Below are 13512 nucleotides of genomic sequence, written 5' to 3'. Positions count from 1 at the left end.
ATTGAGTACTAAAACAAACTCACTAAGTAAATTAGCGCTCCAAAAATTCAAAAAGAATTTTTGGGGCGTTTTTAGTTTTTATTTTATAATATTTGTTGGCGTAATTTCTGTGTTTGCATATGTTTTTGCGCCAGATAATTCTAAACATGCCAACCAAATGCATGTCTCTATCCACTCTAAGGCACCTGGTTTTTCTATAAATATGCTAATGTTGCCATCTCAAATTAAAACTAAGCAAGGTTTTTTAGATAAGATTTTTTTCGGAAAAATTAATACCGTAACCGAAATCCCTATTTCGGAATATAATATAAATGGAAATCGAATAAATTACACAGAATATGCTTCTGATGGCTTAAAAGGTGTTGAAAAGAGTTATGTTAATAAAGATAAATCAATTGACACCGAAGCTTTAATAACTACAAAAACCTTTTATTTAGGAACCGATAAATATGGGCGAGATTTATTAAGTAGAATCTTGGTAGGAGCGCGTATTTCATTTTTTATAGGCTTTGTTGCTGTGTTTATTTCTTTGCTTATTGGAGTTTTTATGGGAAGTGTTGCTGGATATTTTGGTGGTAAAATAGATGCTGTTATAATGTGGTTTATAAATGTAACTTGGTCAATACCAACATTGTTATTGGTTATTGCAATTACATTAGCTTTAGGAAAAGGTTTTTGGCAAGTTTTTATCGCAGTTGGTTTAACTATGTGGGTAGAAGTGGCTAGAGTAGTACGAGGACAAATTATTAGTGCAAAACAAATGCAATACGTTACTGCTGCTCGTGCTTTAGGTTTTAATAATTTTAGAATAATAACTAAGCATATTCTACCAAATATAATGGCTCCGGTAATTGTAATTTGTGCTGCAAATTTTGCTGCGGCAATTTTAATAGAAAGTGGACTGAGTTTTTTAGGTATTGGAGCGCAACCGCCAATGGCAAGTTGGGGAGCGATGATAAAAGACCATTACAACTACATTATACTAGGTAAGCCTTATTTGGCTATTATTCCAGGCTTGTGCATTATGTTTTTAGTTATGGCTTTTATGCTAATAGGTAATGCACTTAGAGATGCTTTAGATGTTAAAAATTAATTTTTCTGTATAAAAGGATAATTAAATAATATTACTAAATATTTTATTAAAACGTTTAGGTAATTTGTCTTCTATAAAAATATATTTATTTGTAAAAGGATGAGTAAAACTTAAAGAATAAGCATGTAGATATAAGCCTTTTCCATTTAAAATTAAATTATCTATGGCGTAATTTTTGTCTCCTAAAATGGGATGACCTATGCTTAACATATGTTTTCTTAATTGGTGTTTTCTTCCTGTTTTAGGTTCTAATTTTACAAGATTTAAAATGCTAAAGCGTTTAGAGTCTACGCTTGCTTTTACTTCATAAAGTGATAGAGAAGGTTTGTTATCGATTAAGGATGCTATTTCACCATACTTCTGCATTTTGCCAATAGTAATAGCGTAGTATGTTTTTTTTATTTCTTTATTTTCAAAAAGTTTATTTAAAGCGCGAATGCTACTATTTGTTTTTCCTATTAATAATAAGCCTGTTGTTGGGTAATCTAGCCTGTGAACTGGTTGAGGTAAAGTACTGTCTTTTAAATTACTTGGTTTTAAATTTTGTTCTAAAGCATTTGTAACTGTTTTAAAACTATTACCACTTACTAGAATACCTGCAGGTTTGCGAATTATTGCTAAATAATCATCTTCGTATAAAACGTCTAATTTTAAAACAAGTTTGGTTTTATGTTTATTACTTTCTTTAATTGTTAAACAAATAGTTTCTCCGCCATGTATATAGGTTGCAGTAGATGCTAATAAATTGTTTACGGTAATATAATTTTTTTTTAAGGCTTTTTTTAATGCTGATTTTGTTTGAATAGAATCAAAAATATTTACACCGTATTCTTGTAGTCGAATTGGTTTTGTAAGCTTTGGAACTTTGTGTGTTTTAGTTTGATTCATTTGTAGCTTAACAAATATTTTGAACTAAGCCGAAAAAAATGAGTTAAAAAAAATGCTTCCAGATTTCTGGTTTTAAATGTTTAGCCATTTGATCTGGTCTATACTCACCATTTCTAATAACTGTTTCTCCATTCTTTTTAAACAAAGCATAAGCGCCACAAAGTGTAGGGTTTTTAAAAAATTTATTTCTAAAATAATTATCCTTATCTATGTAATAATATTCGCTTTTTCGTTTAGGTTTATTCTCTATAATTATTCCACTTTCAAATAAAGTAATCATTGTAATTTCTTCATTTTTAAGCTCATCTCTTATTGGGTTAGTAAAAAATTTACGCTCAGTAATTCTATCAACATCCCATTTGTTTTTTACTGAAGAGGAAGTGCAAAGATCATCTTTAAAATAATATTCTATAAGTATAGTAGTACTATCTTTAAAATTCTTGTTAGTGATTTTTTTTAGTTGTTTTATTGTTTCACTATAATTAAAAATACCTTTTAAGTATAAATCTTTTTTTAAAGTATAATATGTCTTACCATTTTTATCTATATGAGACCATGTGCTAAGGAGTAAATCGTTATTTCTCCATTTCTTTAAATATTCATTTTTATTTATAGTGTCTCCTTTTTCGTCTATATATAAACTTTCTTGACTTTGTGCTAAGCCAGTAAAAAATAATACAAGCGTAACTATAACAAAAGTTTTCATTTTTCTAATTTAGGCTAAGCATTTTCTGCCATTCCGGAATTTAGTTCGTCAATAAATTCAAGAACTTCTTCTTTTCCAATACTTTTAGAGCTAGAAGTAATAAAATGTTTAGGCATTTCTTCCCAGGTTTCTAGCATGATATGTCTGTAATCATCAACATGGTTGTCTATAGCGTTAGGTTTTAATTTATCTGCTTTAGTAAAAATAATACAAAAAGGAATACCTCTTTCTCCTAGATATTGCATAAACTCTAAGTCTATAGGTTGTGGTTTGTGTCTAATATCTACCAAAACAAACGCGCAGATAAGTTGCTCGCGTTGTTCAAAATATTTAGTAATAAATTTTTGAAATACTTTTTTCGTGCTTTTAGAAACTCGTGCATAACCGTAACCCGGTAAATCTACTAAATACCATTCTTTATTAATAATAAAATGGTTAATAAGTTGAGTTTTACCTGGTCTTCCAGAAGTTTTCGCAAGACTCTTTCTGCTGGTAAGCATGTTTATAAGTGAGGATTTTCCAACATTACTTCTACCAATAAAGGCATATTCTGGTAGCATGTCTTTTGGGCATTTTGTAACATCAGAATTACTTACTACAAACTCAGCAGATTTTATTTTCATCTCTATAACACGTTTCCGTTAAAACGGAAATTTCTTTTAATTAATTGTAAAACACAAAAGTAAGCACATAAGAATAAGTGACCAAGTGCAAAAGGTCTATTCTCTATGTTGTTCTCTTGTAGGTTTTTAAAAACCACGTTTTTTCAACCAGTCTTCAAGAATTTTATTAAACAGAATTGGGTGCTCCATCATAGCTGCATGGCCACATTTGTCAATCCAAAACAAATCAGAGTCTGGAAGTAATTCGTTAAACTCATTTGCAACTTCTGGAGGAGTTACTGCATCATTTTTTCCCCAAATGATACATGTAGGTGTATTCATTTTAGGTAAGTCTTTTGCCATGTTATGTCTAATAGCACTTTTGGCAATAGTTAATGTTTTTATAAGTTTAATTCGGTCGTTTACTGTTTCGTAAACTTCGTCTACAATTTCTTTAGTGGCAATCGCAGGATCATAAAAAACGTCTTGTGCCTTTTTCTTGATAACTTCATAATCACTTCGTTTTGGGTAGCTTCCTCCCATTGCACTTTCGTATAAACCAGAGCTTCCTGTGATAATTAATGCTTTTACCTTCTCGGCATTTAATTTTGTGTAATATAATCCAATATGGCCACCAAGAGAATTTCCTAATAAAATTACCTGATCAAAATTTTTAAATTCTATAAATTCGCCTAAATACTTAGAAAAAGCCTTTACATTGGTTTTTATAAGTGGCATTGTATATACAGGTAATTGTGGGATAATTACTTTGTAGCCTTCTTTGCTAAAGTGATTAATTACTGCATCAAAATTGCTTAAGCCACCCATAAGTCCATGTAGAACAATTATTGGTGTGCCTTCTCCAGCTTCAATATATTTAAATTTTCCTTCAGAAATAAGTGTGTGAGACATTGGTTTGTTTAAGTCAATCGATTAAAGCAAATATAGTTATTTCGTGTAAATAAAAGTAGTAATATTTAGATACTTGAAAAAACTATTGCTTTATACATATTAACATCTGTTCATTACTATTTTGTATTGTATTTAAGTGTTTGAATTACAAATATTTATGTTTTGTAGGTTCTTTTTAAATGCCTTTAAATATGCGATTTAAAGAAGTATTTATTAACAATGTGGTAAAATGTGGTAAAAAGTGGTAAAATTTTCAATATATTTGACTCTTATATATTGAAGCGATAAAAAATCACATTGAACTCATTAATAGGAACATACGAATGTAAAGCGGATGCCAAAGGAAGGCTAATGCTTCCTGCTGCGCTTAAAAAGCAGTTGGCTCCTGTGTTGCAAAATGGGTTTGTGATAAAACGAGCGGTTTTTCAACCTTGTCTGGAATTGTATCCAATGTCGGAATGGGAGGTTTTGATGCAGAAGGTGAATAAGCTAAATAGATTTAAGAAAAAGAACAACGATTTTATTCGTCGTTTTACTGCGGGAGTTAAAATGGTAGAGGTGGATGCAAGTGGTAGATTGTTAATTCCAAAAGATTTAACTGTATTTGCTGCTATTTCAAAAAATGTGGTAATGTCTTCAGCAGTAAATATTGTGGAGATTTGGGATAAAGATAAATATGAACAAGCCATTGATGATGCTACTGTAGATTTTGCAGATTTAGCAGAAGAGGTAATGGGACAAGACGATGAAATAGATGGAATATCATAATCCTGTATTGTTAAAAGAGACGGTTGATGGTTTAGCTATTAAACCGGACGGTGTTTATGTGGATGTTACTTTTGGTGGTGGTGGTCATAGTAGAGAGATTTTAAGTCGTTTGGGAGAAAAAGGAAAGTTGTTTGCTTTTGATCAAGATGCAGATGCTCTTGAAAATGCAATAGACGATTCGAGATTTACGCTTATCCACGAAAATTTTAGATACATCAAACGTTTTTTAAGATTTCATGGTGTAAAAGCGGTGGATGGTGTTTTGGCAGATTTTGGTGTGTCATCACATCAATTTGATGTTGCGGAACGTGGTTTTTCAACTCGATTTGAAGCTGAGTTGGATATGAGGATGAACCAAAAAAATCAATTATCTGCATTTCATGTTATAAACGAATATGATGAAGACCAGATAAAAAACGTGTTATTGCAATATGGAGAGTTGCGTGCGGCGCCAGCAATGGCGAGGTTGATTGTTGAATTTCGTAAGGATGAGGTGATAAAAACGGGTAATCAATTAAAAAAAGTGCTAAAAAAGTTTTTGTCTCCAAAGCATGAAAATAAAATTTTAGCGCAAATATATCAGGCAATTAGAATAGAGGTTAATCAAGAAATTGAAGCGTTAAAAGAGTTTTTAAAACAAACACCAGAAATTCTTAAGCCTGAAGGAAGGTTGAGTTTAATAAGTTATCATTCTTTAGAAGATAGATTGGTAAAACGTTTTATAAGAAATGGGTTGTTTGAAGGTGAGCCGGAAAGAGATGTTTTTGGAAATTTTGATGTGCCATTAAAAAAGGTTGGAAAATTAATAGTGCCTTCGGCAGAAGAAATTAAAATTAATAATAGAGCAAGAAGTGCAAAGCTTCGTATTGCTGAAAAAATATGAAAAAGAATATCTATAGCATATTAAGAGGAACGTTTTTAGTGAGCGATGATTCTTTTAAGAATTGGAGAATGATTCTCTTTATTTCTGTGTTGGCTATAGTAATGATTGCGAGTTCGCATAGTGCAGATAAAAAAGTGCATGAAATAGCAAGGTTGAGTAATGAGGCGAAAGAGTTGCGAAGTGCCTTTATAGATGGTAGAGGTCGATTGATGGAGTTAAAGAAAGAATCAGTCGTCTCGGCAAAAATGATAAAAAAAGGCTTGAAAACTTCCGAAGTTCCGCCTCAAAAATTAAAAGTAAAAAGCAAGAAGCAAGATTAGGTAATCGTGGCAGTAAACGAAACGAACATATTAAACCGATTGTATTTTGTAGCTGGATGTATGTTCATCTTCGGCCTTGCTGTGGTTGTAAAATTATTAACCATTCAGTATGTTAATGGAGATAAGTATCGAGAATTAGCAGAAAGCAGGGTTATTGAAGATAGGCCAATACCTGCTAATAGAGGTAACGTTTATTCTGTAAACGGTAATTTATTGGCTACCTCAATTCCTAAGTACGATATTAGAATAGATACAAAAACACCTAAAAAAAAGGTGTGGCAGGAGCAAATTGGTCCGTTATGCGATTCGTTGTCTAGTTATTCTGGAAAACCATCAAGTTACTATAGAGAAAATTTAAGAAAAGCAAAAGCAAAACAAAATAGGTATTATTTGTTAGCGCGCGATGTTGGGTATTCGGACTATTTAAGATTACGTGAATTTCCGTTATTAAATTTAGGAGCATATAAAGGAGGTTTAATTGTAGAGCAAACTACTAAGCGCGAACATCCTATGGGTGGTATAGCGCAAAGAACAATTGGTTACGAGCGCACAGATGAAAATGGAGATGTAACAAGACCTGGTTTAGATGGCGCTTTTGGAGAAAAATACCTAAAAGGTATTGATGGCCATCGATTAAAACAAAAAATTGGTAAAGGACAGTGGAAACCAATTAGGGATAATAATGAGGTTGAGCCTCAAGATGGTTACGATATTTATACCACTATAAATACAAATATTCAAGACATTGCGCACCATTCATTATTAGAGCAATTAGAAAAGTATGATGCAGATCATGGTTGTGTTGTTGTAATGGAGGTTAAAACTGGAGAAATTAGAGCTATTTCAAATTTAGGAAAATCTAAATCTGGTAAATATTACGAGAAAAGAAATTATGCAGTTTGGGAGTCTCATGAGCCAGGCTCTACTTTTAAGTTAATGGCGGTAATGGCGGCATTAGAGGATAAGGTAATAGATACATCAAGTATTGTAGATACAAAAAAAGGTTATAAAACTTTTTATGGAAGAGGTATTACAGATACGCGTGGTTATGGAAAAATTTCTGTTGGAGAGGCTTTTGAGAAATCTTCAAATATTGGTTTAGCTACTATTATAGATGATGGTTATGCTAAAAACCCAAATAAATTTATTAATAGATTAAAAAAATGGAGGCTTCATGAGAATTTAGATCTACCTATAATAGGAGAAGGAGATCCAGTAATTCCGGCGCCAGGAGATAAAATATGGAGTAGAAATGCTTTGCCGTCTATGGCTTACGGTTATAACATGCAGCTTACGCCTTTACAAACCTTAACGTTCTATAATGCGGTTGCTAATAATGGAGAGATGTTAAAACCTCGTTTTTTACGTCAAGTAAGAGAATTGGATAGAGAGATTGAAAGTTTTGAAAAAGAAGTGCGTGTTAAAAAAATTGCTTCAGATGAAACAATAAAAAAAGCACAAAAACTTTTAGAAAATGTTGTGGAGTTTGGAACAGGAAAAGGAATGTATTCAAAATACTTTTCTATGGCTGGTAAAACCGGAACTGCAAGAACAGATTATAGAAATTTTGAAGCTTGGAAAAAAGATAGAAAATATGTGTCGTCTTTTGCAGGTTATTTTCCTGTAGAAAATCCTAAGTATTCTTGCATTGTTGTAATTCATAAGCCAAGTATAAAAGTAGGTTTTTATGGAGCAGATGTTACTGGACCAGTGTTTAAACGTATTGCACAAAAGATTTTTACAGACACACCAATTATAGATGAGATAGAGTCTTTAGAAGTTAAAAATGTAGAGGTAGATAAAGAGTATCAAAATTTTTACAATACATCAAATACCTATTTAACAATAATGCCTAGTGTAGTTGGTTTGCCAATAATGGATGCGGTAGCATTATGCGAAAATTTAGGTTTAAAAGTAAAAATGAATGGTAATGGTGTTGTTAAAAGTCAATCTATTGTCAAAGGTCAAAAAGTAAAGAGAAATCAAACTATAGTTTTAGAATTATCATGAATTCATTAATCGACATATTATATAAAGTAACCATCAATACTGTTGTTGGTTCTACAAACGTGTTTATTAGAAATATTCATTTTAATTCACGTAGTGTAGCTGTTAACGATCTATTTGTAGCGATAAAAGGAAGTGTTGTAAATGGTCATGATTATATTGAAAGTGCCATACAACAAGGAGCAATAGCTATAGTTTGCGAGCAGTTACCTAAAAATTTAAAAGAAGGAATAAGTTATATAGTAGTAGAAAATTCTAGTAGTGCATTAGCAATAATGTCATCAAACTATTATGGTAATCCATCATCAAACCTAAAACTAGTTGGTGTTACAGGAACTAATGGGAAAACTACAATAGCAACATTGTTATTTCAGTTATTTAAAAATGCAGGTTATAAAGTAGGTTTGCTTTCTACTGTTGTTATAAAAGTAGATAATAAAGACTATAAAGCAACGCACACAACACCAGATTCTTTAACAATTAATCATTATTTAAAAGAAATGAATAATGAAGGTGTAGAGTTTTGTTTTATGGAAGTAAGTTCTCATGGTATTCACCAAAAACGAACGGAAGGTTTAGAGTTTGCAGGAGGAGTTTTTACTAATTTAACACACGATCATTTAGATTATCATGATACGTTTGCCGAATATAGAGATGTTAAAAAATCGTTTTTTGATAATCTTGGAAAACAGGCTTTTGCATTAACAAATGCAGACGATAAAAATGGAGCAATAATGCTTCAAAATACAAAAGCAAAGCAATATAAATACGGTTTAAGAAATTACGCAGATTATAAAGCGCAAATTTTAGAAAATTCCTTTAGCGGTATGTTGCTTAAAGTTAATGAAAGTGAGGTTTGGACCAAGCTAATAGGTGATTTTAATGCTTCTAATGTATTGGCAATTTATGCTACTGCAGAATTGCTAGGTCTTGAAAAAACAGAAATTTTAAGATTAATAAGTGCTTTAGAAAGTGTAAGTGGAAGATTTCAATATTTGATTTCTGAAGAAAAAATAACTGCTATTGTAGATTATGCACACACACCAGACGCTTTAAAGAATGTGTTAGAAACTATAAATAGTATTCGCACTAAAAACGAAGAGTTAATCACTGTTGTTGGTTGTGGAGGTGATAGAGATAAAACTAAACGTCCAAGAATGGGACATATAGCATCAGCTTTAAGTACAAAGGCCATTTTTACAAGTGATAACCCAAGAACAGAAGTTCCAGAAAGTATAATTGAGGATATTGAAAAAGGTGTAGAGCCTCAAAATTTTAAAAAAACCTTGTCAATTGTAGATAGAAAACAGGCTATTAAAACGGCATGTCAACTTGCAAATGCAGGAGATATTATTTTAATAGCAGGAAAAGGCCATGAAACATATCAAGAAATAAATGGAGTGCGAACAAATTTTGACGATTTTAAAATTGTAGAAGAATTATTAAAGCAATTACAGAAATAGTAAATAAATATTAATAGATAAAAAATGCTGTATTACTTATTCGAATATTTAGAAAAACAATTCCAGTTAACAGGAGCAAGTGTGTTTCAGTTTATAACTTTTCGTGCTGCTTTAGCTATTATTTTATCGTTGTTGTTTTCTACAATTTTCGGAAAGAAAATTATAAGATTATTGCAAAAAATGCAAGTAGGAGAATCGGTTAGAGATTTAGGTTTAGAAGGTCAAGTTGAAAAAGCAGGTACACCAACAATGGGTGGTTTAATTATTATTTTTTCAACATTAATACCAGTATTGTTATTTGCTAAGCTAGAAAATATTTATGTGATAATGTTAATTGTAACCACGGTTTGGATGGGATTAGTTGGTTTTACAGACGATTATATTAAAGTATTTAAAAAAGATAAAGCAGGATTGAGTGGTAAATTTAAAGTGCTTGGTCAAGTTGGATTAGGAATTTTTGTTGGGTCTATTATGTATTTTCATCCAGGAGTTACTATAAGAACAGAAAAAGTAAACCCAATTTACGAGACAGAAAAAATAACTCAAAACTCATCTAGCGAGTTTAATCCAGCAGAGCAATCTTTAAAAACTACAATTCCTTTTGTAAAGGACAATGAGTTTGATTATTCAAATTTAATCAATTGGTTAGGAGAAGATTATTCTAAATACGCATGGTTGGTATTTATCCCAATAGTAATTTTTATAGTTACTGCAGTTTCCAATGGTGCAAACTTAACCGATGGTATAGATGGTCTTGCGGCAGGAAGTTCCGCCATAATTGTATTTACATTAGCTGTATTTGCCTTTATTTCTGGAAACTTTGTTTTTGCAGATTACCTTAATGTTATGTTTATACCACAACTAGGAGAACTTGTGGTGTTTATTGCAGCTTTTGCCGGAGCATTAATAGGTTTTCTTTGGTATAATACATATCCAGCACAAGTGTTTATGGGTGATACCGGGAGTTTAACAATTGGTGGAATTATAGCAGTAATAGCTATTGCGGTTAGAAAAGAGTTATTAATCCCATTATTGTGCGGTATATTTTTCGCAGAGTCGCTTTCGGTAATATTACAAGTGAGCTGGTTTAAATACACGAGAAAAAAGTATGGAGAGGGACGTCGTATTTTTAAAATGTCGCCTTTACATCATCATTATCAAAAAGGAGGTTATCACGAAAGTAAAATAGTAACACGATTTTGGATTGTTGGAATTTTCTTAGCGATTTTAACAGTAGTAACATTAAAGTTAAGATAAAATTTTATCATTTCTATAAAGTTAAAGATGATAAATAAAGAGTAAAAAATGAAACGATTAGTAATATTAGGAGCTGGAGAAAGTGGTGTTGGAACTGCACTTTTGGCAAAGGCAAAAGGTTACAATGTATTTGTTTCAGACAAAGGAAAAATTAAAGAAAAATATAAAGAAGTTCTTATACATAATGAAATTGAATGGGAGGAAGAGCAGCATACAGAAGTTAAAATTCTTAATGCTAATCTAGTGATGAAGAGTCCTGGAATTCCTGATAAGGTTGCGTTAATTCAAAAACTTATTAGTAATAATATTCCAGTAATTTCTGAAATAGAATTTGCTTCAAAATATACAAATGCAACTATTGTTGGTATTACAGGAAGTAATGGTAAAACAACTACAGCTTCATTAACACATCATATTCTTAAACAAGAATTAAATGTTGGTTTGGCAGGTAATATAGGAGATAGTTTTGCAAAACAAATTTTAGAAGAAGATTATAAAAACTATGTTTTAGAAATAAGTAGTTTTCAGCTAGATGGTATTGTAGATTTTAAGCCCAATATTGCTGTGCTTACCAATATTACACCAGATCATTTAGATAGATATGATTACAAGTTTGAAAACTATATTAATTCTAAATTCAGAATTGCTTTAAACCAATCAAAGCAAGATTATTTAATTTATGATGCCGATGATGAGGTGATAACAAACTGGTTAAAACAAAACACTATTCAATCTACATTATTACCATTTTCGTTAAAAAAAACGTTTGAAAATGGAGCGTATTTAGATAAAGAAAATATAAAAATAACAATAGATAACATCGAGATAATTATGCCAACAAAAAACTTAGCTTTAGAAGGAAAGCACAATATAAAAAATGCAATGGCTGCTTCAACAGTATCGCACTTATTAAAAATTAGAAAGCAAACTATTCGTGAAAGTTTAGAGAACTTTCATGGTGTAGAGCACCGTTTAGAGCAGGTTCTAAAAATTAATAAAGTTCAATATATAAACGACTCTAAAGCAACGAATGTAAATGCAACATATTATGCATTAGAAAGTATGGATGCGCCAACAGTTTGGATTGTGGGTGGAGTAGATAAAGGTAATGATTATACAGAGTTGTTTCCATTTATAAACGAAAAAGTAAAAGCAATAATTTGTTTGGGCGTAGACAATGAGAAGCTTATGGAAAACTTTTCTAATATGGTAGATGTTATTGTAGAAACTCAGTTTATGAGTGAGGCTGTAAAAATTGCTTATAAAGTAGCAGAAGCAGGTGACAATGTATTGTTGTCTCCAGCGTGTGCAAGTTTCGATTTATTTGAAAACTACGAAGATAGAGGAAGACAGTTTAAAAATGCTGTAAGAAATTTATAAAAAGAAAGTATAAAAGAAGTGCAACAACTGTTTAAAAACATAAAAGGAGATCGATTAATATGGGCAATAGCTGCTTTGTTGGCAATTTTCTCATTTCTTCCTGTATACAGTGCGGCTAGTAATCTAGTAAATGTAGGAGGAGGAAATACCTTTACCTATTTTGTAAAGCACTTTATGCACTTGTTTTTAGGTTTTGCAATAATGTATGGTGTACATAAAATACCATATCGCTATTTCCGAGGTCTGTCTATGGTAATGATACCTGTTGTGTTAGTATTATTGGTTGTTACTATTTTACAAGGTACTACTATTGATGGAGCAAACGCAAGCCGTTGGATAAGAATTCCATTTGTAAATATGTCTTTTCAAACCTCTACATTGGCATCTGTAGTTTTAATGGTTTACGTGGCAAGATATATGTCTAAAATAAAAGATAAAACAGTGTCTTTTAAGGAAACTATATTGCCGCTTTGGTTGCCAGTTTTTTTAGTTTTAATAATGATTTTACCATCAAATTTTTCAACTACAGCGTTAATATTTTTAATGGTAATTGTATTGGTGTTTTTGGGTGGTTATCCTATTAGGTATTTAGCTGTAATTATTGGTTCAGGAATATTAGCATTGGTTATGTTTATTTTGGTGGCAAAAGCATTTCCAGACGCAATGCCAAACCGTATTGATACCTGGATGAGTAGAATAGAAAGTTTTTCAGATGATGGAGATACAGAAGGAGATTACCAAATTGAAAAAGCAAAAATTGCAATAGCTTCTGGAGAATTAACAGGTGTTGGTCCGGGAAAAAGTACACAGAAAAATTTTTTACCACAATCATCGTCAGATTTTATTTTTGCAATTATTATTGAAGAATATGGATTAATTGGCGGATTGTTTTTAATGGTTTTATATATGTGGCTATTATTTAGAATAGTAATAGTTGCGCAAAAATCTGACACTATTTTTGGAAAATTAATAGTGCTTGGTGTTGGTATTCCAATTGTGTTTCAAGCGCTAATAAATATGGCAGTTGCTGTAGAGTTGTTTCCTGTAACAGGTCAAACACTACCATTAATTAGTAGTGGTGGAACTTCAATATGGATGACGTGTTTAGCAATAGGCATAATTTTAAGTGTTAGTTCTAAAAGAGAAGAAATAAAAGAAAAAGAAAGTGATGAGGATTTAGAACAAAATCCATTAGAAATTCTTTCAGAAACTATTTAAGTAAATATTGAAAAA

General features: G+C 31.3%; 13 protein-coding genes. 9 read left to right on the top strand and 4 right to left on the bottom strand.

The window, feature by feature from the left end; all coding sequences use genetic code 11:
• Nucleotide 1 precedes the first annotated feature (1 nt).
• Nucleotides 2-1093, top strand: a complete 1092-nt coding sequence (locus CLV86_RS04650) for an ABC transporter permease (RefSeq protein WP_121050179.1) — start codon at nt 2-4, stop codon at nt 1091-1093.
• Between the two features lie 21 nt (nt 1094-1114).
• Here CLV86_RS04650 and CLV86_RS04645 read toward each other — a convergent pair whose 3' ends face one another.
• From CLV86_RS04645 to CLV86_RS04630, 4 genes are all read right to left on the bottom strand, one after another.
• Entirely contained in the window at nt 1115-1981 is an 867-nt protein-coding gene (locus tag CLV86_RS04645) for an RluA family pseudouridine synthase (protein WP_121050176.1), read from the bottom strand.
• A gap of 43 nt (nt 1982-2024) precedes the next feature.
• Entirely contained in the window at nt 2025-2687 is a 663-nt protein-coding gene (locus CLV86_RS04640; protein ID WP_121050173.1) for a hypothetical protein, read from the bottom strand.
• A gap of 14 nt (nt 2688-2701) precedes the next feature.
• Entirely contained in the window at nt 2702-3310 is a 609-nt protein-coding gene (gene yihA / locus CLV86_RS04635; RefSeq protein WP_121050169.1) for a ribosome biogenesis GTP-binding protein YihA/YsxC, read from the bottom strand.
• Nucleotides 3311-3436: 126 nt separating this feature from the next.
• Nucleotides 3437-4201: an alpha/beta fold hydrolase gene (locus CLV86_RS04630; protein ID WP_121050166.1), complete on the bottom strand. Its 765-nt coding sequence runs from the start codon at nt 4199-4201 to the stop codon at nt 3437-3439.
• 297 nt (nt 4202-4498) lie between these two features.
• Between CLV86_RS04630 and mraZ the strand changes: the two genes are divergently transcribed.
• From mraZ to CLV86_RS04590, 8 genes are read left to right on the top strand one after another with little or no spacing between them, the layout of a single operon-like run.
• Complete coding sequence (gene mraZ, locus CLV86_RS04625; protein ID WP_076734164.1) at nt 4499-4969, top strand: division/cell wall cluster transcriptional repressor MraZ; 471 nt, start codon at nt 4499-4501, stop codon at nt 4967-4969.
• On the top strand, nt 4956-5852 hold the full coding sequence (gene rsmH / locus CLV86_RS04620; RefSeq protein ID WP_076734163.1) for a 16S rRNA (cytosine(1402)-N(4))-methyltransferase RsmH: 897 nt from the start codon (nt 4956-4958) through the stop codon (nt 5850-5852). Before mraZ ends, rsmH begins: the two co-directional genes overlap by 14 nt.
• A complete protein-coding gene (locus CLV86_RS04615; protein WP_076734162.1) occupies nt 5849-6172 on the top strand; it encodes an FtsL-like putative cell division protein in 324 nt (107 codons plus the stop codon). Before rsmH ends, CLV86_RS04615 begins: the two co-directional genes overlap by 4 nt.
• A 60-nt stretch (nt 6173-6232) precedes the next feature.
• Nucleotides 6233-8182: a penicillin-binding protein gene (locus CLV86_RS04610; RefSeq protein WP_121050164.1), complete on the top strand. Its 1950-nt coding sequence runs from the start codon at nt 6233-6235 to the stop codon at nt 8180-8182.
• Nucleotides 8179-9642, top strand: coding sequence for a UDP-N-acetylmuramoyl-L-alanyl-D-glutamate--2,6-diaminopimelate ligase (locus CLV86_RS04605; protein ID WP_121050161.1), 1464 nt, complete (start codon nt 8179-8181; stop codon nt 9640-9642). Before CLV86_RS04610 ends, CLV86_RS04605 begins: the two co-directional genes overlap by 4 nt.
• A gap of 24 nt (nt 9643-9666) precedes the next feature.
• On the top strand, nt 9667-10899 hold the full coding sequence (gene mraY / locus CLV86_RS04600; RefSeq protein WP_076734159.1) for a phospho-N-acetylmuramoyl-pentapeptide-transferase: 1233 nt from the start codon (nt 9667-9669) through the stop codon (nt 10897-10899).
• A 48-nt stretch (nt 10900-10947) separates the two neighbouring features.
• Complete coding sequence (gene murD / locus CLV86_RS04595; RefSeq protein ID WP_121050158.1) at nt 10948-12279, top strand: UDP-N-acetylmuramoyl-L-alanine--D-glutamate ligase; 1332 nt, start codon at nt 10948-10950, stop codon at nt 12277-12279.
• An 18-nt stretch (nt 12280-12297) separates the two neighbouring features.
• A complete protein-coding gene (locus tag CLV86_RS04590) occupies nt 12298-13497 on the top strand; it encodes an FtsW/RodA/SpoVE family cell cycle protein (protein ID WP_076734157.1) in 1200 nt (399 codons plus the stop codon).
• The last annotated feature ends 15 nt before the right edge of the window (nt 13498-13512 follow it).

The sequence above is a fragment of the Lacinutrix venerupis genome, assembly GCF_003663945.1.
GTDB classification, from domain to species: domain Bacteria; phylum Bacteroidota; class Bacteroidia; order Flavobacteriales; family Flavobacteriaceae; genus Lacinutrix; species Lacinutrix venerupis.
The sequence above is the reverse complement of the archived record's forward strand: the minus strand, read 5'-3'. Positions and strand labels throughout refer to the sequence as shown.